Here is a 24,788-nt window from a genome sequence, read left to right on the forward strand (position 1 = left end):
TCAGGAAACGAGAATGACAACGCACGAAGTACATGAAGAGACCACTGAGGTGGTCGTCGTCGGTGCCGGAATGGCGGGGCTGATGGCGGCGACCACCCTGGCGCCGACAACCGACGTGGTGGTGCTCGAATCCGCCGATCGCACCGGTGGACGAGTCGAGACCGTCCGGCAGGGCGACTACTGGATCAACGTCGGCACCCAGTTCACCGAGGGCACCGGCACGCTGATCGATGCCCTTCACCGAAACGACATCGAAATGGGCTCGCTCGCGGCCAAGAGCGTCGCCCTGTACCTGAACGGCAGGTTGGTCGACACCTCGAACCCTGTCGCGCTCATGTTCCGCACACGGATGACCATGATGGACCGCCTCGGCATGGCCATAGTCGGTGCGCGGATCCTCTCGGTCATGCCGTTCCTGGAGTCGCAGAGCCGTGTCGCGCAACGGGTTCGCGCCAAACTCGACACCAAGTTGGCGTCGTACCTGCTCAAGGGCGTCCGGTCGGAGCTGGCCGACGCCGTAGTCCGGTCGTGGTCGGCGCAGTGGATGGGATGCGATGTGGAGGAGACAGCCGCCACCCAGTTCGTCACGTCGGTGGGCATCGCGCTGGCCGACCCGGAGAAGGTCCCGAACTTCTCGCTGCCCGTGGGCGGCAACCAGACGTTGACCGACGTTCTGACGGGGGATCTCGGTGGCCGGATCCGGCTGAACGCGACGGTGCACTCGGTGCGGCAGGACGGTGACGGCGTGGTCGTCGACTACCACGACGGTGACCGTCCGGTGCGGCTGCGGGCCAAGCGTGCGATCGTGACTGTGCCGGGCGATATCGCCGAGCGGATCCTCCCGGATCTACCGGAGCAGCACCGGAACGCTTTCGACGACATCGCATACGGCCGGTACGTGGTGGTCGGGTTCTTCACCGACGAAGCCGGGCCGCAGCGCTGGGACGACTATTTCGCCGTCTCGACGCCGCAGTTGTCGTTCCAGGCGATGTTCAACCACGCCGCAGCGATGCGGAACGGCGGCGAGCGTAGGCCGGGTGGAGCACTGGCCTGTTTCGCCGGCGGCAGTCAGGCCGACGCGTTGTTCGACCTGTCCGACGAGGAGATCGTGTCGCGGTTCACGAAGGACCTGGTCGCCGTGTTCCCCGAGATGGAGGGGAAGCTGGGCGAGGGCATCGTGCGGCGGCACCGTCGGGTCGTGCCGTTTTGGGCGCCCGGGGGGAGGAACTCGCTTCCGACGCTGCGTGATCCGCTCGGATCCGTCTACCTCGCCGGCGACTATCAACTCGATATGCCGTCGCTCGCCGACGCGGCCACGTCGGGCGAGCGAGCGGCGAAGGCGGTACTGGCGAGCCTGGGCGAGGCCGCGATGGACGGGGACCCGACGGTCCAGCGTGTTCGTCGTCGAGAACACCGAGAGGAAGACAATGCGGAACTCGTGGTCCGACCGCCCCTGTGATCAACGACTACGCGAAGCGCGGGAGCTCACGGCTTTCGCTGAGAAATGGCACCCCTTCGGGAGAATCGACGTAGAGGAAGTGATGCCGACCTTCGGATTGACTCCGGCGCGCTTTCACGCCCGGCTCGGGTATGTTCTCGACCTCTTCAGCAGTGATCAACTCGATCTATCTCCTGAAGTCCACCGCCGTCTGCGGACATACTGCCTGAACGTGGCCCGCAATCAGCGGCTGGCACGAATCGACGGGTAGGCGACCGGGGTGATGCGGGTCAGTCCTGTCTCGACGCCGGTGCGTGGCGACTACGACGATTGTCCTTCGTCGACGACCCAGGCCGCGACCTGTGCTCGTGAGGTGAAGCCGAGTTTGCTGAGTATGTGCTCGACGTGGCCTTCAGCGGTGCGCTGTGAGATGACGAGGCGGGAGGCGATGTCCTTGTTGGTGAGGCCCTCGGCGATCAGTGCTGCGACCTGCTGTTCGCGTTTCGTCAACCGGCCGGACCCCGGGGGTGTCGGTGCCGGGGGGCTCTCGCCGAGTGCATAGGAGACGGCGGAAGCGAGATCCATGGCCCTGCCGCGCTCCCAGGCCTTCTCGAAGGCGAGTTCGGTGAGCGTCCGGCGGGCGGCCCGCTCGCACTCTTGGTGATGGACGAGCAGATCGGGAACGAACACCGGGGGGCTCCCGGCGGCACGACCCAGCACTTCGGCGGCTCCCATCAGTGTGCTGGCACGGGTCGCGTCACCGCTTCCGGCGATCCAGGCCAATACTTCGATGCAATTCGCGCAACTGACCGGGTCGTCGATCAATCGGGAAAGTCGCAGGCCCTCCTGGATCAGTTCGACTGCGCAACTCTGTTCACCCAGTCTCCATCGGGCGACGGCCATTGCCCACAGAATGTAGGACCGATAGACGGATTCACCGTGGGCTTTCGTGATCGCGAGAGCTTCCTCGTAGCATTCGATCGCCCGGTGGGGTTCCGTGTCGAGCAGCTGATACGTCAATCCCAGCATGGTCAGGGACTCGATCCGGAGGGCGAGGTCGTTCTCTGTCCTCCGGAACACTGATTGTGCTCGCCCCAGACCCGAAGCAGCTCTGGTGAGGTCACCGGTGAACAACCCGAACAGGCCGTCCGTGTGGTCGACGATTGCGTGGGCTACCGGGGCGGTGATCTGATCGGCGAGGGTGTGCGCTTGCGCGACCAGAGCGGCGCCCCTTCGATGGTCGCGCTGTTGTTCGGTCATCAGGCAGTCGGCGTACAGCGCTCTGATGGTGTCGACGGTCGGGTGTTCTCCCTGGCGTGACAGTAATTGGTCGAGCCAGCGCCTCGCCTCGGTGAGCTGGCCGCGTGACCCCCACAGCTGCGACACGGGCACGGCGATCTGCAGACCGGCCTCGGCCTCGTTCTCGGCGAGGCAGAAGTCCATGGCGTTCCGAAGATTCGGCTGGTCACCACTGAGTCGCGTCATCCACTCGATCTGCCGGGGACCTATGAACTCGTCTTCTGTTCGGCGGGCGAGTTGCCGAAACCAATCTCGGTGTCGACGACGCAATTCGTGGTCGTCGCCCTGTTGCCGTGCCTTCTCGCGACCGTAGGTGCGCAGGGTCTCGAGCAATCTGAAGCGGACCGCCGCACTGTGCTCTTCACGGATCAGGATCGACTTGTCGACGAGGGAGGCCACTGAGTCCAGCAACTCTTCCGGCTGTATGTCTTTGTTGCACACGAATTCTGCGGCATCCAGATCGAAGCCGCCGGTGAACACCGACAGTCGCGCCCAGGTCAGTTGCTCGATCGGGGTGCACAGGTCGTGACTCCAGTCGACACATGCCCGGAGCGTCTGTTGGCGCGAAGGTGCGCCTCGGCTCCCGCGGGTCAACAGCCCGTAACGGTCAGAAAGCCGTTGCAGGATCTGTTCGGGTGACATCGCACGTACCCGCGCCGCCGCCAGTTCGATCGGCAGCGGCAACCCGTCCAGCATGTGACAGATTCGGGTAACCGCGGATTTGTTTGTGTCGGTCAATCTGAAGGTCGGTACCGCGGTGGTGGCACGCTGGGTGAACAGTGACACGGCGTCGTACCGGGGGAGACCCAGGAGTGACGGCTCGCGATCGGGGTCGGGGGCGGGGAGTGGGGGAACGCGCAGTGTCGACTCTCCGGCTACCGTCAGTGGCTCGCGGCTCGTCGCGAAGATGCGCAGATCGGGGCTGTGTTTCAGCAAAGTTGTGGCGAGGTCGGCCACAGCATCGACCACCTGCTCGCAATTGTCCAGAACCAGCAACAGTTTTCGTGAGGACACGAAGTCCAGCAGTGTCTCGCGCAGCGACCGGTCCGTTCGGTCCCGTAGCCCGAGGGTGGCAGCCACCACGTCGATCAAGCGAGACGAAGTGCGGACCTCGTCGAGCTCGACCAGCCATACCCCGTCGGTGAACTCGCGCTGAATACTCGTCGCGAGTCGTAGTGCGAGACGTGTCTTCCCCACGCCGCCGATCCCGACCAATGTCAACAGTCGTGACGATGCGAGCAGATTCCTCGCTTCGGCGATTTCGTTCCTGCGACCGACGAAGCTGGACAATTCCAGTGGCAGGTTTCCCTGCTCATGATGGGAAGAGTCGGGTTGAAACTGGCCATGCGATACCGGTTCTGGTTCCGGTGTGGCTCGCGCATCGAGCGCCATGTCGTCTGCGGGTCGTCCGCTGTCGTGTTGGATTTTGCGTAGGTGCTCGCCCAGCGCGGCGGCAGAGGGTTGCCGGTCCTCCGGGCGACCGGACATCGCCCGCTCGATCACGGTCGCAACATCATCCGAGAGGCCTTGATCCCGCAGGTTCGGAATGGATTCCGTTGTGATTCGGATGAATTGGGCTACCAACTGTTCGCCGCTGTGGCGTTCGAATGCGGCGTGTCCGGTGAGTGCGCAGAACAAGGTGGCTCCGAGTCCGTAGATGTCCGAGGCGGGGCTCGAGGCAGCGCCGCCGAGGACCTCGGGCGCGGTGAACGCGGGTGAACCGGTGACGAGTCCGGTGGCAGTCTCGAACCCGCCGGAGATATGGGCGATCCCGAAGTCCGTGAGCGCCGGCTCGCCATAATCGGTGAGGAGTATGTTCGCCGGCTTGACGTCGCGGTGGACGATGCCCTGGCCGTGAGCGGCCTCCAATGCGCCGGCAAGCTTCACACCGAGCCGCAACACTTCCTCCACGGGCAGCGGGCCGTGCTGCCTGATCCGGGTGTCAAGGGAGCCTTGCGAGTGGTACGGCATCACGATGAATGGTTGGCCGCTGTCTGTGACACCGACCTGAAGCACATTGACGATGTTCGGGTGGCCGGTGAGACGACCCATTGCGCGCTGTTCCCGAAGAAATCGTTCCCGGTTCTCCTCCGAGAAGTCGTTGGTGAGCACCTTTACCGCAACGGTCCGGTCGAGCGAGGTCTGTGTGCACCGATACACGACACCGAAACCACCACGCCCGATCTCGCGGGCGTTGTCGAATCCGTCAGCCCTCAGCTCGGACGTGACGGACGGGGTGACGTCGCGTTGGGTCTCGAACGGACCGGTATCGGGCATTGTCCAGGTCGATTCATCCGGTCCGCGATACATTCGATGGAATCCGCACGATCAGCCTCTCGACGACGTATTCCCAGGATATCGCTCTCGGCTGGTCGCGGGCTGCGGGCAAATTCGCCAGCCGAACGGGACCAGCCGGTCGCTTCGTCTCGGTGAACACCCTCGGTCTGCTTCACCGGTGCAGACGGAACGTGAGGCGACCGGAGCTCTCGGTCCAACTCCATAGCCGACCTAACGGTGGAACCGCGGCGCCCGCCCTCGCGTCAAACTCCCCAACGGCCGCAACAGGCCGAGGAGGGAGTCCCGTGATGACCGACTGTGCAGGAGCGGCAGCGTGGCGCGGGGGTATCGACAAGCGGTCGCGGCGGCGGCCCGCGATCAGATCCGGCTGCAGACCGACCGGATCGTGCGAGGCATGGGGAACCCCCGAGGCGTACCCGGTCCGTCCTCCCGTGACCGAGGACGAACCGGATGAGGGCTGAGCGTCAGCTCGCGGACAGGTTCGCCGCCGCGGCCTTGTCGAGCATCCAGATGGTCGACTCGGAACCGACGGCACCGGCAGCCGGGATGTCCACGGGCCTCGCGCCGGTCAGCGCAGCGGACACGGCCTCGGCCTTGTCCGCGCCTGCGACCAGCAGCCACACGCGTTTGGCCCGCCGCACACCCGGCAGCGTCAGGGTCACCCGCTGGGCGGGCGGCTTGGGGGAGTCGGTGACCCCCACGACGAACCGCTTGTCCTCGCGGACGGCGTCGGTGTCCGGGAACAGCGAATTGATGTGGCCCTCGCCGCCCATGCCGAGCAGGTGGACGTCGAACTCGGGGATCGAGTTCGACCCGGCGTGCGCGCTGAGCAGGTGGCTGTAGGCGACGGCCGCGGCATCGGGGTCGCCCGCGTACAGCCCGTCGCCGTACGGCATCGGGTGCAGGCGCGCAGGGGTCACCGGTACGTGGTCGAGCAGCGCCTCGTGCGCCTGCACCTCGTTGCGGTCCGGATGGCCCCGGGGCAGGAATCGCTCGTCGCCCCAGTAGAAGTCGACCTTGGACCAGTCGACTGCGCCGGGGTTCTCCCGAACCTTGCGCAGCAGCCCGATGCCGTTCCCGCCACCGGTGAGCACCACCGCTGCTTCGCCGCGTTCGGCCTGCGCGGCGACGATCACGTCGACGAACTGGGCGGCAGCGGCCGTCACCAGTTCTTCGGAATCGCCGTAGGTCTGCACGCTCACTTTGTCACTCATAGTTCACCTTCGTCAGGCCGGCGAGCGCCGCGTGGTAGATCTCGTCCGGGTCGAGGCGGCGCAGCTCCTCGGCCAGGCAGTCACGGGTTTCACGACGAGCAAGTGAGACAAGGGAATCCGGTGCGCCCAGTCGGCTCAGGGTCGCGGTCTTACCGGTCTGCGGCCTGCTGAGGGTCACCGACCCGCTCTCACGCTCCAGCACGACCGTCAGCGGGCCTGCCACCCGGCGGACCGGTCCGTCGATGCGACTGGCCAGCCACCCGGCGATCATGTCGACGGCGGGTTCCTCCGCGAGGCCGGACACCGTCGCCGAGACGATCCGCTCGTACGGCGGTTGATCGAGCGCGGAGGTGAGCAGCGCCCGCCAGTAGGTGATGCGACTCCATGCGAGGTCGGTGTCGCCCGCGGTGTACGACTGCAGCCGGGACTTGATCGTGGCCTGCGGGTCAGGCGCCCCGGTCGCATCGGTGATGCGACGGATCGCCAACCGCCCCACCGGATCCTGCGCGGGGAAGGGCGGACTCTTGTCGGGCCACCACGCCACCACCGGGGTGTCGGGGAGCAGGAACGGCACGACCACGCTGCTCTCGTGGTCGGCCAGCTCTCCGTGGAGCCGCAGCACCACGACCTCCGACGCGCCCGCGTCGCCGCCGACCCGGATCTGGGCGTCGAGCCGGGTCTCGCCGGATCGGTCGCCACGCGCGACCACGATCACCCGACACGGGTGCTCGCGGCTCGCCTCGTTGGCCGCGTCGATCACGTCCTCGGCGTTCTCGCTGTCGAGGGTGCAGACGACCAGGGTCAGCACCCGGCCGAGGGTTACCGCGCCGCCGGTCTCGCGAACCTCGACGAGCTTCTTGTTGATCTTCTCGGTGGTCGTCGAGGGGATGTCGATGATCACGGCCTTCTCCATTCACGTCCGGTGCGACGGAGCATCTCCTGCGCCGACTCCGGACCCCAGGTGCCGGCCTCGTACGGTTCGGGCTTGCCGGACTCGGCCCAGTGCTCGAGCACCGGGTCGAGGATCTTCCAGGACAGCTCGACCTCGGCGTTGACGGGGAACAGCGACGGTTCGCCGAGCAGCACATCGAGGATCAGACGCTCGTAGGCCTCGGGGGAGGACTCGGTGAACGCCTGGCCGTAGCTGAAGTCCATGTTGACGTCGCGGACCTCCATGGAGGACCCGGGCACCTTGGAGCCGAACCGCATCGTGACGCCCTCGTCCGGCTGCACCCGGATCACCAGCGCGTTCTGGCCGAGTTCCTCGGTCATGGTCTTGTCGAACGGCAGGTGCGGTGCCCGCTTGAACACCACGGCGATCTCGGTGACCCTGCGGCCCAACCGCTTTCCGGTGCGGAGGTAGAACGGGACACCGGCCCATCTGCGGGTGTCCACCTCGAGGGTGATCGCGGCGAAGGTCTCGGTGGTGGAGTCCTTTGAGAAGCCCTCCTCGTCGAGCAGGCCGACCACCTGCTGGCCGCCCTGCCACCCGCCCGCGTACTGACCGCGCGCGGTGGTCTCGTCGAGGGGCTCCGCGAGCCTGGTCGCGGAGAGCACCTTGATCTTCTCGGATTGCAGCTCCGAGGGCTCGAAGCTGACCGGCTCCTCCATGGCGGTGAAGGCGAGCAGCTGCAGCAGGTGGTTCTGGATGACGTCGCGCGCGGCACCGATGCCGTCGTAGTAGCCGGCCCGGCCGCCGAGCCCGATGTCCTCGGCCATGGTGATCTGCACGTGGTCGACGTAGTGCGCGTTCCAGATCGGGTCGAACAGCTGGTTCGCGAACCGCAGCGCCAGGATGTTCTGCACCGTCTCCTTGCCGAGGTAGTGGTCGATGCGGAACACCGAGTCCTCGGGGAAGACCGTGTTGACGACCGCGTTGAGCTCCTTGGCGCTCTCCAGGTCGTGCCCGAACGGCTTCTCGATGACCACCCGCCGCCACTGGTCCTCCACCGGCTGCGCCAGCCCGGACTTGGACAGCTGTTCGCACACGGTGGGGAACGCGGCGGGCGGGATGGCGAGGTAGAACGCGTGGTTGCCGCCGGTGCCGCGTTCCTCGTCGAGCTCTTTGAGGGTCTTGGTCAGCTCGACGAACGCCGCGTCGTCGTCGAAACTGCCCTGCACGAAACGGATTCCCTCGGCGAGCCGCTCCCATATCTCCTCACGGAAGGGGGTGCGGGAGTGCTGCTTGACCGCGTCGTGGACGACCTTGCCGAAGTCCTCGGCCGCCCAGTCCCGGCGGGCGAACCCGACCAGGGCGAAACCGGGCGGCAGCAGGCCCCGGTTCGCCAGGTCGTACACCGCCGGCATCAGCTTCTTGCGTGCGAGATCGCCGGTGACCCCGAAGATCACCAGTGCGCACGGGCCCGCGATACGCGGTAGTCGTTTGTCCCTCTCGTCCCGGAGTGGGTTGTCCCACCGCGGCGCGGAGCCCGTGCCCGGCACCGGCTCAGCCCTTGTCGGACGCGGCCGCGAGCTCCCCGGAAATGGCTTCGAGCAGCTCATTCCAGGAGACCTCGAACTTGTCGACTCCTTCGGTTTCCAGCTTCTCGAAGACCTCGGGAAGCGAGACGCCGGCCGCGGCGAGTGCATCGAAGACCTGCTGCGAGGCGGCGGCGGTACCGGTGATGGTGTCGCCGGTGATGACGCCGTGATCGGCCACCGCCTCCATCGTCTTCTCCGGCATGGTGTTCACCGTGTTCGGTGCGACCAACTCCGTCACGTAGAGCGTGTCGGAGTACTCGGGGTTCTTCACGCCGGTCGAGGCCCACAGCGGACGCTGCACACGGGCACCCGCGGCAGCCAGCGCCGCGTAGGTGCTGCCGCCCTCGAAGACCTCCTGGTAGGCGGCGTAGGCGAGGCGCGCGTTCGCGAGCCCGGCCTTGCCGCGCAGCGCCAGCGCCTCCTCGGTGCCGATGGCCTCGAGGCGGGCGTCGATCTCCGAGTCCACGCGGGAGACGAAGAATGAGGCGACGGAGTGGATCTGGGAGAGGTCGTGGCCCGCTGCCTTCGCGGCCTCGAGGCCGGCCAGGTACGCGTCCATCACCGCCCGGTGCCGCTCCACCGAGAAGATCAGCGTGACGTTGACGCTGATACCCTCCGCGATCACCCGGGTGATCGCGGGCAGCCCGGCCAGGGTGGCCGGGATCTTGATGAGCAGGTTCGGGCGGTCGACGATCTTCCACAGCTCGATCGCCTGCGCGACGGTCGCGTCCGTCTCGTGGGCCAGACGCGGATCGACCTCGATGGACACTCGGCCGTCCACCCCGGCGCTGGCCTCGAACTGCGGGGCCAGCACGTCGCAGGCGTCGCGGACGTCGTCGGTGGTCAGCGCGCGAACCGTGTCGTCCACGTTGGCGCCCCGGCCGGCGAGCTCCTTGAGCTGGATCGTGTACTCGTGACCCTTGGTGATGGCGCCCTGGAAGATCGTCGGGTTGGTGGTGACACCGACGACGCTCTTCTCCCGGACCAGTGCCGCGAGGTTGCCGGACTCGAGGCGGCCGCGGGACAGGTCGTCGAGCCACACCGACACCCCGGCCTGCGACAGCGCGGCGAGGTTGGCGTTCTGTACTGATTCGCTCATCGAGGTCATCCCTTCACTCGGTCGAGGGTGCGGCGGGCCGCGGCGGTGATGGCCTCGGCCGTGAATCCGAACTCGCGGAACAGGGTCTTGTGGTCGGCGGACGCACCGAAGTGCTCGATGGAGACGGCCTCACCGGCGTCGCCGATGATCCGGTACCACGGCATCGCGATGCCGGCCTCGACCGAGACGCGGGCGCGGACCGCGGGCGGCAGCACCGAGTCGCGGTACTCCTGGTCCTGCTCCTGGAACCAGTCGAGGCAGGGGACCGAGACGACCCGGGTACCGATGCCCTCGGCCTCGAGCGCCTCCCTTGCCTCGACGGCCAGGTACAGCTCGGAGCCGCTGGCCAGCAGGATGACCTCCGGGGTACCGGTGGAGGCCTCCGCGAGGACGTACGCGCCGCGGGCGACGCCGTCGACGGATCCGGCCTTGGTGCCCTCGAGCACCGGGATGTCCTGGCGGGTCAGGGCGAGCGCGGTCGGCCCGGTCTTGTTCTCCAGGGCGGTCTTCCATGCGTGCGCCGTCTCGTTGGCGTCACCCGGACGGATCACCGCGAGGTTCGGGATCGCGCGCAGCGCGGCGAGGTGCTCGATCGGCTGGTGGGTCGGGCCGTCCTCGCCGAGGCCGATGGAATCGTGCGTCCAGACGTAGATCGCGGGCGTCTTCATCAGCGCGGCCAGCCGGACGGCCGGACGCATGTAGTCGCTGAACACCATGAAGGTGCCGCCGTACGGGCGGGTCGGGCCGTGCAGCGCGATGCCGTTGAGGATCGAGCCCATCGCGTGCTCGCGGATGCCGAAGTGCAGGGTGCGGCCGTAGGGCTGCGCGGTCCAGTCCTTCGTCGAGATCGACGCCGGGCCGAAGGAATCCGAGCCGTCGATGGTGGTGTTGTTGCTGCCCGCGAGGTCGGCGGAACCGCCCCACAGCTCGGGCAGGATCGGGCCGAGCGCGTTGAGCACCTTGGCCGAGGCCTTGCGGGTGGCGGCGCCCTTGGCGTCGGGCTCCCAGGTCGGCAGGATGTCGGTCCAGCCCGCGGGGAACTCGCCCGCGTGCAGGCGGTCGAAGAGCGCCTTGCGCTCGGGCTCGCGACCGGCCCACGCCGCGAACTCGGCCTCCCAGGCCGCACGCGCGGCGGCGCCGCGGACCGCGACCTCGCGGGCGTGCGCCAGCGCGGCGGGATCGACCTCGAACGACTTCTCGGGATCGAAGCCGAGCGCGACCTTGACGCCCGCGACCTCGTCCGCGCCGAGCGCCGCGCCGTGCACGTCGCCGGTGTTCATCTTGGTCGGGGCGGGGTAGCCGATGATGGTGCGCAGCACGATGATCGACGGCTTGTCGGTCACGGCCTGCGCGGCGGCGACGGCGTCGAGCATCGCGGAGACGTTCTCGCCGCCCTCCACGCGCTGCACGTGCCAGCCGTACGCCTCGTAGCGCTTGGCGACGTCCTCGCCGAACGCGATCGCGGTGTCGTGCTCGATGGAGATCTCGTTGTCGTCGTAGAAGACGATGAGGTTGCCGAGCTGCTGGACGCCGGCGAGCGAGGAGGCCTCGGAGGTGACGCCCTCCTGCAGGTCACCGTCGGAGGCGATGACGTAGATGTTGTGGTCGAACGGGCTGGCGCCCGCGGCGGTGTCCGGGTCGAACAGGCCGCGCTCGCGGCGCGCCGCCATCGCCATGCCGACGGCCGAGGCCAGGCCCTGGCCGAGCGGTCCGGTGGTCATCTCGACGCCGACCGTGTGGCCGTACTCGGGGTGGCCGGGGGTCAGCGAGCCCCAGGTGCGCAGAGCTTCGATGTCGGACAGCTCGAGGCCGTAGCCCGACAAGTAGAGCTGCAGGTACAGCGTGAGGCTGCTGTGGCCACAGGACAGCACGAACCGGTCGCGGCCGACCCACTCGGCGTCCGACGGGTCGTGCCGCATCACACGCTGGAACAGCGTGTACGCGAGCGGCGCGAGGCTCATCGCGGTGCCGGGGTGGCCGTTCCCCACCTTCTGCACGGCGTCGGCGGCGAGGACACGGGCGGTGTCCACGGCCTTGGTGTCTAGCTCCGTCCAGTCGGTGGGGTGCACCGGCTGGGTGAGGACGCGGATCTCGTCTGTGATCGACACGAGCAGAAGTCTCCTGACAGTGGGGTACGGCGACGCGGTAACGCCAAGGGTAGTTCCGCGACAACACTAGTGCTCGGGCGCATCCCGGTCGATTGGACGACGGGTCGTGTCGAGACCGGCCGGTATGTGCTGGAACCGGCTAAGTGCGACCTGCGGTTCGGATCTGTTCGCCGTGCCGTCTACCATCTTGTGTAGTAGTGCGAAGTCAGGCGCGCAGCGGTGCGCGACAGGATCAGGTGGTCACTCGCGTGTCGCAAGGAGAAATGGTGCGGATTGTGGAGCATGGCGGACACGGTCTCGCTGGTGGCTCCGAGCCCGCCCAGGTGAACAGGCCCGACACCCTCTTGGGTCGGGCGATCGGGAAGGTTCTCGCCTATCTCGCCCTGACCAAGCCGCGGGTGATCGAGCTGCTGCTGGTCGCGACGATCCCGGCGATGCTGCTCGCGGATCGCGGCAACGTGAACTTCCCGCTCATCCTGAGCACGCTGTTCGGCGGCTGGATGGGTGCGGCCAGCGCCAACACGCTCAACTGCGTGGTCGACGCGGACATCGACAAGATGATGAAGCGCACCGCCCGCAGGCCGCTGGCCCGCCTCGCGGTGCCGACCTCGCACGCGCTCGTCTTCGGGCTGCTCCTCGGCGCCGGCTCCTTCGCGTGGCTGTGGTGGGCGACGAACCTGCTGGCGGCCGTGCTGATCGTGCTGACCATCGCGTTCTACGTGCTCGTGTACACGATGGTGCTCAAGCGCCGGACCTGGCAGAACGTGATCTGGGGCGGTGCAGCGGGCTGCATGCCGGTCATGGTCGGGTGGGCCGCGGTCACCGGCTCGATCAGCTGGGAGCCGATCGTGCTGTTCCTGGTGATCTTCTTCTGGACGCCGCCGCACACCTGGGCGCTCGCCATGCGCTACAAGGAGGACTACAAGGCGGCGGGCGTGCCGATGCTCCCGGTCATCGCGACCGAGGAACGCGTCACCAAGCAGATCCTCGTCTACACCTGGCTGACCGTCCTGACCACGCTGGCCCTCGTGCCAGCGGCCGGTGTCGTCTACGCCGCCATCACCCTGGTCGCAGGCGCCTGGTTCCTGCTGATGGCGCACCAGCTGTACGCGGGCGTGCGCCGCGGCGAGCCGGTGAAGCCGCTGCGCCTGTTCCTGCAGTCGAACAACTACCTCGCCGTGGTGTTCTGCGGGCTCGCGGTGGACTCGGTGCTCGGCATGAACACGATCGGCTCCTTCTTCAGCTGATCGCGGGACGCTCGCTTCGTCCCTTCACTCACCTTTCCCGGGTCCCGTTGACTCGGTGAACTGGCGTGCCTCCCGTTGCGCCGGTTGTCGACGCCGTTCCGAGTTCGGCGGCCCCGACCAGCAGGCCGTCCTGCCGAAGGTAGATCGCCCACAGGCACTCGGCCCACGAGGTCACCGTCGCGCACCCCAGCCCGCACCCAGCCCTGGGTCGGCGGGCGGTTCGGCCTGCGCCCGGTCGTATAGGTCCACCAGCCCGCACCTGCTCGGGACGTCGGTGGCTGGCGTCCGCCGTTGCGGCGCGATCGAGCGAGCAGAATCGCTCTGACCTGCAAATACGCTCTCCGGCAATGATTGCTATACGGCGTATAGGCGATCACTTTACGTCGTATGGAGATAGCGGGGCCCTGTGTCGCGGCGATGCTCGACGGGTCTCGCGGGTGCGGCGCGGCGTCAATCTTTGAGAGGGTTCATTGACAATTGCACTCCCGTGGCCGAAAGATGACGTCGTCGATGTAACGCAGATAACACTCGGGAGGAAATGTGACGCACGCGGTGCCGCCGGACGACATGAAGATGCAGCGAACGAGCCGGGACATGACCGTCGTTCCGGCCGCCCTGGCCGGATGGCTGGGCGCGTTGCTCCCCGCGGGGGCGGAGCCAACCGTCTCCCTGCACTCCGGGATCGACGCCAACGGCATGTCCTCCGAGACCCTCGTCTTCGACGCGTCCTGGCGGGAGGACGGCGAGGAGCGCACCGCCGAGTACGTGGCCCGAGTGGTGCCGTCGGCCCGGGACTTCCCGGTCCTGGAGAACTACGCGCTGCAGGACCAGTACGACACGATGCGGATCATCGGCGAGCTGAGCGACGTCCCCGTACCGCGGGTGGGTTTCATGGAGCCGTCGGGTGACGTGCTGGGAACGCCGTTCTTCCTGATGGATCGCCTCGCCGGTGTCGTCCCGCCCGACGTGATGCCGTACAACTTCGGCGGCAACTGGCTCTTCGACGCGTCGCCAGAGGATCAGCGGCGCCTGCAGGACAGCACGGTGAAGGCTCTCGCGGGTCTGCATGCGATCCCGGCTGCGGACGAGACCTTTGCCTTCCTCGACCCGAAGTACCCCGGCGCCACCGCGTTGCAGCGCAACCTCGCCCGCACCCGCGCCTGGTACGAGTTCGCCGTCCGCGACCTCGAGCGCTCGCCGCTGATCGAGCGCGGCCTGAGCTGGCTCGAGTCCAACCTGCCCGACACCGCCGAGGCTGTGCTGACCTGGGGGGACGCCCGCCTCGGCAACGTGATGTACGTCGACTTCGAGCCGGTCGGGGTCCTGGACTGGGAGATGGCGAGCATCGGCCCGCGCGAGCTGGACCTGTCCTGGCTGATCTTCGCGCACCGGGTCTTCGAGTCGATGACCACCCGCTTCGGCATGCCCGGCATGCCGGACTTCATGCGGGAGGAGGACATCGTCGCCCGGTACACCGAGCTCACCGGCGCCCCGGTCGGCGACCTGCTCTGGTACCACGTCCACAGCGCGGTCAGCTGGGGAATCCTGTTCCTGCGCACCGGCGCGCGAGCCATTCACTTCGGGGAGGCCGAACGCCCCGACGACATCGAGTCGTTGCTGCACCACAGGCCGCTGTTCGAGAGCCTCCTCGACAGCCTGGAGGTGGCGGCCCCGTGAGTGAGCAACTGAACGAGCTCGGCTACTACGCCGTGACCCGGCACCCGGCGGACGCGCGGGTGGTCCTGCCCGAGGCCCGCGCGGCGGAGGAGCTCGGTCTGGGCTCCTGCCACATCGGCGAGCGGTTCACGGTCAAGGACGCCGGGGTCCTGTCCGGCGCGGTGGCGGGTGCCACGACCAGCCTGGGTATCGCCCCGTCGACCAACCACCACACCCGGCACCCCACCGTCACCGCGACCATCGGATCGACGATGCACGCGCTGACCGAAGGGCGTTTCTCCATGGCGTTCGGCCGGGGGATGGCCGCCTACTGGCAGGCCGTCGGCCTTCCCGTGGTGACCGAGGCCCGGCTGCGCGACTTCATCGGCATCCTGCGTCGGCTGTGGGACGGCGAGACGATCCTGAATCACGACGGGCCCGCGGGGAAGTGGCCGGTGCTGCGCCACGTGAACGGGTTGGCGGACGCGCCGCCGATCGGCATGGTCGCGGTCGGCCCCAAGACGATGGAACTCGCGGGCGAGATCTGCGACTACGTCATCCTGCACACCTTCTTCTCGGACGAGGCGACGGTCGCCTCGGTCGAGGCCGTGCGTCGCGGTGCCGAGCGGGCGGGCAAGGATCCCGACAGCGTCCGGATCTGGGCCTGCCTGGCGACGGTCAGCGACACCCTGGCCGAGGAGGACCGCCTGCGCCGCCGGGCCGGGCGGCTCGTGACCTACCTGCAGGCCTATGCGGACGTCCTGATCAACGCCAACGGCTGGGACCCCGCCGTGTGGGAGCGGATCCGCCAGACCGAGCTGTTCACGAACGCGGCGGCCGTTGGTCCCATCGACGCCAGCGCATCGGTCGAGACCCTGGAGCAGCTCGACGCCATGATGCCGGCCGAATGGCTGGCCTCGGCGGCCTCGGGATCGCCCGAGGACTGTGCGAAGACCATCGCCAGGCAGTTCGACCTGGGCGTGCACTCGGTCATCATGCACGGGGCGAGCCCCCAGGAGCTCGCGCCGGTCGTGGCGGCCTACCGCGCCGATCGGCCGACGCTGCGCCGGGCCGTCGCGGCGAATGCGGGACGGTTCGCCTGAGCGGCCGCCGGTAAACTGCGCGCGAGACCGGGGCGCCGAGCCCGGTCTCGCGCGCACCCTTCACGTAGGACGGACCTGGTCATGACGAGCGAGTCTCCCCAGGCGGCCCGTGCGCTGGAGCAGTGGCGGGTGGCGGTTCCGTCCCAGGTCACGCTGTCGGCCGCTGGGACGCGGCTGAACAAGCGCGGACTCGAGACCAGGGCGCGGCTGCTCGATGTGGCCATCGCCTGCCTGGCCGACGGCGGCAGCGAGCCGGTCTCCGCGAATCGCGTCGCCAAGGAGGCAGGCGTCACCTGGGGCACGGTCCAGCACCAGTTCGGGGACCTGGACGGCCTGTGGGTCGCCGTCGTCACCGAGATCCATGCACGCAGCTGGGCCAAGCTCCCTGGTCCGTGGCCCGCACGGAGCGGTTCGCTGCGTGAGCGTGTCGTGGGAGCCATCGACTCCGTGTGGACCTACCTCGACACGACAGAGGGGCGGGCGCTCACCGCGCTGCGCACCCTGCTGCCCCCGCGACGCTCGGACATCGCCGCCGAGTACCCGAGGACGGCGGCGGCCCTCGCCGCCCGCGAGCACGACTGGATTCAGGGCTTCGACTACCTGATGGAGGGCCTCGACCTCGATCCGGACAAGCTGTACCAGGTGCGCTGCCTGCTCCCGGCGGCCGTGCGAGGCCTGAGCAGCGAGCGCCAGCTCGGCTTCACGTCGGAGCTCGATGTCGCCCGTCGGGCGCTGGCCGAGACCCTCGTGGCCTTCTTGGCCCGAGGCTAGGGGACCAGCACGATCGACCCTGTGGTGCGGCGGGCCTGCAGGTCGCCGTGCGCCTGCTCGGCCTGATCGAGTGGGTACTGCGCGCCGACCCGGATCTTCACGGAGCCGTCCCGGATCGCCTCGAACACCTCGCCCGAGCGCCACAGCAGTTCGTCGCGGTCGCGGGTGTAGTGCGCGAGGGTCGGGCGGGTCAGGAACAGCGAGCCCGCCGGGTTGAGCCGCTGCGGATCGAACGGCGGCACCGGTCCGCTGGCCGCCCCGAACAGTGCGAGCGTGCCCCGGATCCGGACCGACGCGAGGCTGGCCTCGAAGGTGTCCGCGCCGACGCCGTCGAACGCCGCGGCCACGCCCTCCCCGTCGGTGAGCGCCCTGACCCGCTCCGCGAGGTCGTCGGTGTAGCGCAGCACCTCCGTCGCGCCTGCCTCCCGAGACAGCAGCTCCTTCTCGTCCGAGGACACGGTGGTGATCACGCGCGCGCCCCGCGCGACCGCGAGCTGCGTCAGCACCAGGCCGACCCCGCCCGCGCCCGCGTGCACCAGCACGGTGTCGCCGGGCTCGACGTAGTAGACCGAGTTCATCAGGTAGTGCGCCGTCATGCCCTGCAGGAGCACCGAGGCGGCGACGGGGGCGTCGACGCCGTCGGGCACCGGCACCGCCACCGCGGCGGGCACCACGACCTTCTCCGCGTAGCTGCCCGGTGCGGAGGACCATGCCACCCGGTCGCCGACGCGGACGCCAGCGACGTCGGAGCCGACGGCCTCGACGACGCCGCTGCCCTCGAGCCCGGGGACGTACGGCAGGTCGACGGCGTAGGCGCCGGTCCGGTAGTAGGTGTCGATGTAATTCACACCGATCGCGTCCGTGCGGACCAGCAGGTCGGCATCGCCCGGTACCGGGTCGGGGATCTCGGACATTCGGAGTACCTCGGGGCCGCCGAACTCGGTCACGGTGATTGCGCGCATGACCCTATTTCTACTCTCCAGTATTCTGACGCCATGACTGTGGACACCCAGGACTCCGGCGCGAGCGCTCCGGCCGTATCGCTGCCGCCGCGGACCCTCGCCGCGGTGAAGAAGTTCGTCGCCGAGCACGGCGGATCGGCCTCGGCGGTGATCCAGCCGGTCGGCCTCGACGGCGTGCGCATCACCCTCGTCGGCGCCGACGGCGTCCTCGGCGATCAGGTGGTCGACGACCTCGCGACCGCGAACGCCGTGGTGGCCGCTGTCGACAACGTGACCGCAGCCGAGTGGGAGCGCTCCATCACCAGCATCGCCACCCCGCGCGCCGGGCACTGGCGGAAGATGGCCGGCTGGGTGGCGAACCAGACGCGCTTCCCGAAGGCGCGCAACGGCCTCGGCTGAGCCAGACACAAACGAACGCGGGCGTCCCGGTCACTTGACCGGGACGTCCGCGTTGTCGTCTGGGGTCTGTCGACGGGTAGACCTACCAGATCAGGGAACGAAGAAGGTCCCGAAGCCTGGCGACGCGATCGCCTGTGGGTCGACGATGGCAACCACCTGACCTGCACCCGGATGGATGGTCACGGGCGCGGCGTTCAATGTCGGAAACGACGCGGATCCGGATGCGCCGGTGGCGAGACTGACCCAGTGGACAACCGCGCTGTGTGGGTTTCCGGATTCGGGAGTCCTGAGCACACTCAAGGTGGCGACGCCCGGTTGTTCGCCCACTGTCGCGGCGAGCCTGGGAGTGGGCAGCTCGACCAGCGGGATGAAGGGACTGACCTGGAACGGAATGGTGCTCGGCGCAGCTGCCGCGGGAGCAACCGCCAGCAAACCGACGGTCGAGAGGGACAAGGCTCCTGTGACAAGGACGCGTCTGACTCTTCTGGATGCGGTCATGCGGATTGACGCTACCCGCGGGACCGCCTCCCGTCGTGACCTACAACGGGTCCGTTGTTTCCTCGCTTCACCGTTCCTTCGGCCGTGATCAGCTGGATCTCGACTTCAGGGGCTCCCGCTCGACCGGGGCGAGCTCGCGGACCCGGCCCGCGGCATAGAGCGCGGCGGTCGCGGCCGTGCAGGCGCCCGCCAGCGCGACGTGCACCGTCACCAGCACGGCGGGGACGTGGGTCCAGAACTGGACCAGGCCGACGCAGGCCTGCGCCACCACCACTGCCACGACGACCTTGAGCCGAAGGGTCACCGCGGCCCTCGCGCCGACCGCGTACAGCCCGAACCCGAGCCCCACCAGCAGGGCGAGGTAGGCGACCAGCAGTTCGGCGTGCAGGTGCACCAGATTGGTGATGTCGAGGTCGAGCCGCTCGACCGTGCGCTCGGGGTTCTTGTCGCCCGCGTGCGGGCCCGCGCCCGTCACCATGGTGCCCGCGACCAGCGTCCCGGCCAGCGCGACGCCGGTCAGCGCGGTGAGCCAGCGCAGCTGCTTCGGCACGGTGATCACCTCGACGCCGTCGTCGGGCTGGTCGATCTTGTGGTACAGGATCACCGACAGCCAGACCATCGCCATCGACACCAGCAGGTGCACCGCGACGGTCCACCAGAGCAGTCCGGTCAGCACGGTGATGCCGCCGATCACCGCCTGCGCGACCGTCGAGAGCGGCATCAGCCAGGCGTAGGCGAGCACCTCGCGGCGCCGCGCGGCGCGGGTCACCGCGAGCACGACGGCCGCGGCCGTCGCCACCACCAGGAACGTCAGCAGCCGATTGCCGAACTCGATGGCCTGGTGGAACCACGGTGCGGTCGCCGTCCCGGTGGGCACGAAGCTGCCGGGGTGGCATTGCGGCCAGGTGGTGCAGCCGAGGCCGGACGCGGTCACCCGGACGACGGCGCCGGTCACGGCGATACCGCCCTGGGTCAGGATCACCGCGACGGCGATCCATTTCTGCACCGCCAAAGAGGGGAGCGGCAGACGGTTGACCAGGCTCAGGAACCCTCGATACAGCACGCCCCCGATGGTAGATGCCCGTCAACTACAGAGCGTCGTTGGGTCTGGCCGCGCCCGGCCGGCCTCAGCTGCCGGAACTCCCCGAACTGCCGAGGCTGCCGGAGCCGTTCGCCCCGACCTTGAGGATGCCGGTGATCGTGCCCTGCAGGTAGTCGCCCTGCGCGGTGATGAGCGCCGACATCTGCAGGGTGTCGTTCGCCGTGGTGCCGGGAAGTCCGGTGCGGCGCAGGATCGAGCCGGTGTTCGGGTCGACGACGGCGAACGCGTAGCCGTCGAGGGGTCCGCCGGTGCCGTCCCGCAGCACGGTGTAGAGGTGGCCGTCCGCGGTCGACAGGTGCGGCACCGCGGAGCTGCGCAGCGTGTTGTCCCACACCTGATGGCAGCCGGCGCCGTCGAGGTCGACGCGCGTCATGCCGCCGGTGAACGGTGCGGACGCGGGCACGGCCGGTCCGGCGCCCTCGGGCACCTTCGGGTAGGGGTAGCCGTAGGTGCTCGCGACGAAGACCGAGTTGCCGACGCCGATCGGGGAGTTCTCGCTGCCGGGTCCGCCCGAGCCGAGCACGGGGATCTTGCAGACCTCCTGGCCCGTGTCGGTGCGGTGCACGAGCAGGTTCACCCTGGTGTCGGCGCTGTCCACGATCGCGACGTACTCGTAGCCGCTGGTGGGGCCGAAGTAGGTCGGTGTTGACCCGGTGCCCCAGCTCAGCTGGCCCGGCTTGCGGGCCGATCCGCGGTCGTAGGTGCGGCGCCAGTCGATCTTCGGGGTGCCGTCCGCGGCGAGGCTGAGCTGGTACAGGGCGTGGGTGGTGGCCACCGAGGTGCCTGCCGGGGAGGTGGAGATGCTGTTCTGCACCTGCTCGCTGGCTGGGACCGCGACGGTCCTGGCGACCCCGGCCGAGTCGACGGAGCCGATCACCCCGCCGCCGGTCGCGAACCAGACGTTGCCCTGCCAGTCCGGCGTCAGCCCGGTCACCGCGTCGCCGTCGGGGATGGCTCCAGACAGGTCGACGGTGGAGTCTATGAACAGCGTGTTGTTCGTGTGGCCGACCCGCCGGAGCTTGCGTTCACCGTCGACCGCGACGAGCCGGTTCTGGTTGTCCAGGAACGCGTACACCCCGCCGAGGAGGCTGCCCTTGGCCAGCTTGAGCTGGGCGAGCGAGCCGCCGACCGGGACCGCGGGGGCGGCCGGATCGATCAGGTGCACCGTCGGGTCCTGGCCCAGCACGGAGGTGCAGAGCGCGACCACCAGTCCGTCGGAGCCCTGCAACACGGTCGGGCACGCGGCGAGGAGGGGGTACGAGGTCACGCCGACCGCTCCGGCGCCTGGCCCTGCCAGCGGCGTCGCGTCCGAGGAACCCGCGTCGCCGTGCATCGTCGCGGTGCCCGTCGGCCCGAGGAACGGATTGGGCTGTGCGAGCGGGCCCCATGCGGGCTGCGCGGAGGCGAGTCCGCCGCCGAGGGTGATCGCGGAGACGGCGGCCAAGGAGGCGAGGACGCGGAGTGTTTTCGGCACGGTTCCGCATACTGCCGGTTTTCGACGGAAATGAATACGTTTTGGAACTGATCCGTATCAGGTGAACTTGAACAGCCTGGTCGCGAGCCATGCCGCGACCGAACCCCAGACCACCAGCACCGCGACAGCGAACAGGTCGATCGACCCGCCGATCGCCTGCTGCAGGGCCTCGGCGAGGGCGCCGGAGGGGATCATCCGGGCGGCCGTGTGCAACGGTCCCGGGATGTCCTCGGCGAACACCACCGAGCCGATGCCAGCCATCACGAACCAGAGGACGTTCGCCAGCGCGAGCACGATCTCCGCCCGGAGGGTGCCGCCGAGCAACAGCCCCAACGAGGCGAACGTGACGGTTCCGAGCGCGATGATCAGCGCGCCGAGCAGCAGGCCGGTCGGCTCGGGCCGCCAGCCGAGCGCGTAGGCGATGCCGCCGAGCAGGACCGACTGCATCGCGACCACGATGATGACCGCGGCGCTCTTGCCCGCGATGATTCCCCAGCGCGGCAGCGGGGTCGCACCGAGCCGCTTGAGGGCGCCGTAGCGCCGGTCGAAACCGACAGCGATGGCCTGCCCGGTGAACGCGGTGGACATGATCGCCACCATCATCACGGCGGGCAGCACCGTGTCGACCCGGGGGTCGCCGAGGTCGCCGAACGGCAGCAGGCACAGCCCGATCAGGAGGGTGATCGGGATGAACATGGTGAGCAGCAGTTGCTCACCGTTGCGCAGCAGCAGCGTGAGCTCGAGCCGGGTCTGGGCCGCCAGCATGGGCAGTGGGGCACTCGGCCTCGGATCGGGGGTGAAGGTCCCCGCCTCGAACCTGTTGTCGGCGAGCCGGTCTTGCACGTTCATCCCCTCAGATCCCGTCCCGTGAGGTCGAGGAAGACGTCCTCGAGCCTGCGCTGATCGACCCGCAGTTCGGTGGCGAGCACGTCGAGCTCGGCACACCACGCGGTCACCGTCGCCAGCACCTTCGGGTCGACGACACCCTCGACCAGATACGAGCCGGGGGAGACCTCCCGTGGGGTGAAACCGGAGGGCAGTGCGGCGCGCAGCCCGCTCAGGTCCAGGTTTTCGGGCGCGAGGAACCGCAGCTGTCCGGCCGAACCGTGTCGCGTCAGTTCCGTCGGCGTGCCCTCGGCGACGATCCGGCCGTGGTCGATGATGATCAGGCGGTCGGCAAGTGCCTCCGCCTCGTCCATCAGGTGCGTGGTCAGCAACACCGCGACGCCGTCCCGGCGCAGCGCGTCGATGAGTTCCCAGACCAGGAGCCTGGCCTGTGCGTCGAGACCCGCGGTCGGTTCGTCCAGGAACACCAGCTCGGGCCTGCCGACGAGCGCGCAGGCCAGCGCGAGGCGCTGCTGCTGGCCGCCCGAGAGCCGGCGGTACGGGGTTCGGGCGGCGTCGGTGAGGCCGAGGGTCCGCAGCAGCCACGCCGGGTCGAGGGGATCGGCCGAGTACGCCGCCACCAGGTCCAGCATCTCGCCCGCCCGTGACCCCGGGTAGGCCCCGCCGCCCTGCAGCATGACGCCGACGCGGGCCCGGACCGCTCCGGAATCCGCGATCGGGTCGAGGCCGAAGACGCGCACGGTGCCGCTGTCGGGGCCGAGGAAGCCCTCGCACATCTCGACGGTGGTGGTCTTGCCGGCGCCGTTGGGGCCGAGCAACGCCAGCACCTCGCCGCGGTGCAGGGACAGATCGAGGCCGTCGACGGCCGTGACGCTGCCGAAGGACTTGACCACGCCGTCGAGGCGAAGAACCGGATGCGCCGTGGCGGACGCGGAAGAGCTCACGGGGTCCCAGCGTATTCGGCGGCCGATCCACTGCCGTTCGGTGCCCCGGTCCCGGCCCGCCACGGCAGCCGGTCGCGGGTGAGGAACATCGCCAGTCCCACCACGAGGATGGTGGCGACGGCGGCCTGGACGATCATGAACGGCTGGTATTCGCCGCCGTTGGGCATCACGATCAGACTCACCGCCGACGAGAAGACGATGGCCGGGATGCGGAAGACCGGCCGGGTCGCCCATGCGGCCAGCGGGATCACCGCCCACAGCAGGTACCACGGCTGGACCACGGGGAAGAGCAGCACCAGGACGCCGAGGGAGACGCCCAGCGCGCCCACCGGGTGCACCCGCCCGACGAGAACGGCGACGAGCATGCGCAGCGCGACGAAGGCCGCCGCGAGCGAGGCGATCGGCCGGGTCAGGTTGAGGACGGCGGTGGTGTGGTCGCCGAGTCCGAGGAACACCCCGGCCAGGCCGGTGCCGAGCCCGAGCAGCGTCGGCAGCGACATCCAGCTCCGCACCTCGTTCGCGGTGCCGAGGGTGCCGGGGGAGAGCCAGCCGAAGCCGAGGCCGCTGGCCAGGCTCACCACGAGGATGACAACCGCGGTCACCGCCATCAGTAGTCCGGCGGCCGCCAGCACGGACCGGACGGTGCCACCCCAGCGCCGCGCCAGGGCCATGCCGATGAACCCGAGCGCCAGCAGCGACGGGATCTTGACCGTCGCGGACAGCGCGATCAGGCCCGATCCGGCCAGCAGATACAGCAGGTTCCTGCCGCCCGCGGTGGCGCCGCGGGGGTCGAAGCGGATCGGGTCGGCGCTCTCGACGGCGCGCAGCGCCAGCTCCATGCCCGCCAGCATCAGGCCGAGCATCAGTGCCTCGTTGTGGATCCCGGCGACCAGGTGGAACAGCAGCAATGGGTTGGCGGCGCCGAGCCAGAGCGCGGTCACGCTCGCGACGCCGCACCGACGCGCCAGCCGGGGCAGCGCCCAGACGATCAGCGCGACGCCCACGAGTGCGAGCAACCGGTGCAGGAAGATGCCCGCGACGATGTTCTCGCCGGTGAGGGCGGAGATGCCGCGACCGATCCAGAGGAACAGCGGTCCGTACGGCGCTGGTGTGTCACGCCAGATGGTCGGCACGGTCCTGGTCAGGACGTGGTCGACGCCGAGGGCCTGTGCCGGCCCGATCGCATACGGGTCGAGTCCGCGCGCGGTGATCTCGCTCTGCGCGAGGTACGAGTAGACGTCCTTGCTGAACATCGGTGGCGCGACCGTGAGCGGGATCACCCACAGCAGCAGGGTGCGGTCCAGTTGGGAGCGGGTCAGCCGTCGGGGCGCGGTGCCCTCCCCGCGGTACCGGCCGATCGCGAACCTGCCCAGCAGCAGCCACGCGAGCACCACCATCACGCTGCCGGTCATGGTGAGTGTGAGCGCTGTCGCGCCGAGGCGCGCGGGCAGCCCGAGGATCCGCAGGCCCTGGACCGGGTTCTGCAGCACCGGCTGCGCGCCTGCCCCGAGTGCGCCGATCGCCATCAGGACGGCCCCTGTCGCGCCGAAACGCCTGATCCCGCGGAGCTGACCGGTCTCGCGCTTGTTGAGTCCGGGGGCCTCGGTCTCGTCGCCGTGCAGGCTCGACACCTCGAAGCCGTGGTGCGGGCCGTCGACGCCCAGCCCTCGCTTGGCGAGCGTCACCGCCCGTTCGCGGAATCGGGTCGCCGGGCCGGCGCTGGGGGTGTCACCGGAGTCCGGTGCGTCGTCGGTCTGCGGCACATGGGGCAGCGTAGCGGTGTAATACAGGGCACCCTTGGTGGACCAGCTCCGATAATTCCGTCACACTTGTGTTGTGAAATCGGCAC

Annotated in this window: 19 protein-coding genes; 6 read left to right on the forward strand and 13 right to left on the reverse strand. The window is 68.9% G+C overall.

Going from position 1 to position 24,788, the window contains the following annotated elements; genetic code table 11:
* Window positions 1–13 precede the first annotated feature (13 nt).
* On the forward strand, window positions 14–1,459 hold the full coding sequence (locus tag BR31_RS27320; RefSeq protein ID WP_051636910.1) for a flavin monoamine oxidase family protein: 1,446 nt from the start codon (window positions 14–16) through the stop codon (window positions 1,457–1,459).
* A gap of 300 nt (window positions 1,460–1,759) precedes the next feature.
* On the opposite strand, the gene BR31_RS0103370 is transcribed toward BR31_RS27320, so the two are convergent.
* From BR31_RS0103370 to tkt, 6 genes are all read right to left on the reverse strand, one after another.
* Window positions 1,760–5,014 carry a protein kinase domain-containing protein gene (locus BR31_RS0103370; RefSeq protein WP_027499718.1) on the reverse strand — a complete coding sequence of 1,085 codons (3,255 nt, stop codon included), beginning with the start codon at window positions 5,012–5,014 and terminating at the stop codon, window positions 1,760–1,762.
* 485 nt (window positions 5,015–5,499) lie between these two features.
* The gene (pgl, locus tag BR31_RS0103375) at window positions 5,500–6,249 is read right to left on the reverse strand and encodes a 6-phosphogluconolactonase (protein ID WP_027499719.1); all 750 of its coding nucleotides are present in this window, start codon (window positions 6,247–6,249) and stop codon (window positions 5,500–5,502) included.
* On the reverse strand, window positions 6,242–7,150 hold the full coding sequence (opcA, locus tag BR31_RS0103380; RefSeq protein WP_027499720.1) for a glucose-6-phosphate dehydrogenase assembly protein OpcA: 909 nt from the start codon (window positions 7,148–7,150) through the stop codon (window positions 6,242–6,244). Before opcA ends, pgl begins: the two co-directional genes overlap by 8 nt.
* A complete protein-coding gene (gene zwf / locus BR31_RS0103385) occupies window positions 7,147–8,751 on the reverse strand; it encodes a glucose-6-phosphate dehydrogenase (protein ID WP_442970181.1) in 1,605 nt (534 codons plus the stop codon). Before zwf ends, opcA begins: the two co-directional genes overlap by 4 nt.
* Window positions 8,696–9,829, reverse strand: a complete 1,134-nt coding sequence (gene tal, locus BR31_RS0103390) for a transaldolase (RefSeq protein ID WP_037175484.1) — start codon at window positions 9,827–9,829, stop codon at window positions 8,696–8,698. The genes zwf and tal overlap by 56 nt, the downstream gene beginning before the upstream one ends.
* A gap of 5 nt (window positions 9,830–9,834) precedes the next feature.
* The gene (gene tkt / locus BR31_RS0103395) at window positions 9,835–11,937 is read right to left on the reverse strand and encodes a transketolase (protein ID WP_027499723.1); all 2,103 of its coding nucleotides are present in this window, start codon (window positions 11,935–11,937) and stop codon (window positions 9,835–9,837) included.
* 263 nt (window positions 11,938–12,200) lie between these two features.
* Between tkt and BR31_RS0103400 the strand changes: the two genes are divergently transcribed.
* The 4 genes from BR31_RS0103400 (at window position 12,201) to BR31_RS0103415 (ending at window position 16,714) form a co-directional block, all read left to right on the forward strand.
* Entirely contained in the window at window positions 12,201–13,184 is a 984-nt protein-coding gene (locus tag BR31_RS0103400; RefSeq protein ID WP_037175270.1) for a heme o synthase, read from the forward strand.
* 594 nt (window positions 13,185–13,778) lie between these two features.
* Complete coding sequence (locus BR31_RS0103405) at window positions 13,779–14,861, forward strand: phosphotransferase family protein (protein ID WP_231496350.1); 1,083 nt, start codon at window positions 13,779–13,781, stop codon at window positions 14,859–14,861.
* Entirely contained in the window at window positions 14,858–15,943 is a 1,086-nt protein-coding gene (locus tag BR31_RS0103410; RefSeq protein ID WP_027499726.1) for a TIGR03857 family LLM class F420-dependent oxidoreductase, read from the forward strand. Before BR31_RS0103405 ends, BR31_RS0103410 begins: the two co-directional genes overlap by 4 nt.
* An 81-nt stretch (window positions 15,944–16,024) precedes the next feature.
* On the forward strand, window positions 16,025–16,714 hold the full coding sequence (locus BR31_RS0103415; protein ID WP_051636911.1) for a TetR/AcrR family transcriptional regulator: 690 nt from the start codon (window positions 16,025–16,027) through the stop codon (window positions 16,712–16,714).
* Here the strand turns inward: BR31_RS0103415 and BR31_RS0103420 are convergent.
* Window positions 16,711–17,676 carry a quinone oxidoreductase family protein gene (locus tag BR31_RS0103420; RefSeq protein ID WP_027499728.1) on the reverse strand — a complete coding sequence of 322 codons (966 nt, stop codon included), beginning with the start codon at window positions 17,674–17,676 and terminating at the stop codon, window positions 16,711–16,713. The two genes, BR31_RS0103415 and BR31_RS0103420, sit on opposite strands and share 4 nt — an antisense overlap.
* Before the next feature lie 33 nt (window positions 17,677–17,709).
* Between BR31_RS0103420 and BR31_RS0103425 the strand changes: the two genes are divergently transcribed.
* The gene (locus tag BR31_RS0103425) at window positions 17,710–18,075 is read left to right on the forward strand and encodes a hypothetical protein (protein ID WP_027499729.1); all 366 of its coding nucleotides are present in this window, start codon (window positions 17,710–17,712) and stop codon (window positions 18,073–18,075) included.
* 90 nt (window positions 18,076–18,165) lie between these two features.
* Here the strand turns inward: BR31_RS0103425 and BR31_RS0103430 are convergent, their stop codons facing one another.
* The 6 genes from BR31_RS0103430 to mptB all read right to left on the reverse strand — a co-directional run bounded on the left by BR31_RS0103430 (window position 18,166) and on the right by mptB (window position 24,702).
* Window positions 18,166–18,528: a hypothetical protein gene (locus BR31_RS0103430; protein WP_231496351.1), complete on the reverse strand. Its 363-nt coding sequence runs from the start codon at window positions 18,526–18,528 to the stop codon at window positions 18,166–18,168.
* Between the two features lie 133 nt (window positions 18,529–18,661).
* Window positions 18,662–19,636 carry a COX15/CtaA family protein gene (locus tag BR31_RS0103435; RefSeq protein ID WP_027499731.1) on the reverse strand — a complete coding sequence of 325 codons (975 nt, stop codon included), beginning with the start codon at window positions 19,634–19,636 and terminating at the stop codon, window positions 18,662–18,664.
* A gap of 64 nt (window positions 19,637–19,700) precedes the next feature.
* Complete coding sequence (locus tag BR31_RS0103440) at window positions 19,701–21,149, reverse strand: hypothetical protein (protein WP_027499732.1); 1,449 nt, start codon at window positions 21,147–21,149, stop codon at window positions 19,701–19,703.
* Between the two features lie 57 nt (window positions 21,150–21,206).
* On the reverse strand, window positions 21,207–21,998 hold the full coding sequence (locus tag BR31_RS0103445; protein ID WP_027499733.1) for an ABC transporter permease: 792 nt from the start codon (window positions 21,996–21,998) through the stop codon (window positions 21,207–21,209).
* Window positions 21,995–22,939 carry an ABC transporter ATP-binding protein gene (locus tag BR31_RS0103450; RefSeq protein WP_027499734.1) on the reverse strand — a complete coding sequence of 315 codons (945 nt, stop codon included), beginning with the start codon at window positions 22,937–22,939 and terminating at the stop codon, window positions 21,995–21,997. The genes BR31_RS0103445 and BR31_RS0103450 overlap by 4 nt, the downstream gene beginning before the upstream one ends.
* Complete coding sequence (gene mptB / locus BR31_RS27325) at window positions 22,936–24,702, reverse strand: polyprenol phosphomannose-dependent alpha 1,6 mannosyltransferase MptB (protein ID WP_197023533.1); 1,767 nt, start codon at window positions 24,700–24,702, stop codon at window positions 22,936–22,938. Before mptB ends, BR31_RS0103450 begins: the two co-directional genes overlap by 4 nt.
* Between the last annotated feature and the right edge of the window lie 86 nt (window positions 24,703–24,788).

Origin of the sequence: Rhodococcus sp. UNC363MFTsu5.1, from assembly GCF_000686785.1 — a bacterium.
Taxonomy (GTDB): Bacteria; Actinomycetota; Actinomycetes; order Mycobacteriales; family Mycobacteriaceae; genus Rhodococcus_G; species Rhodococcus_G maanshanensis.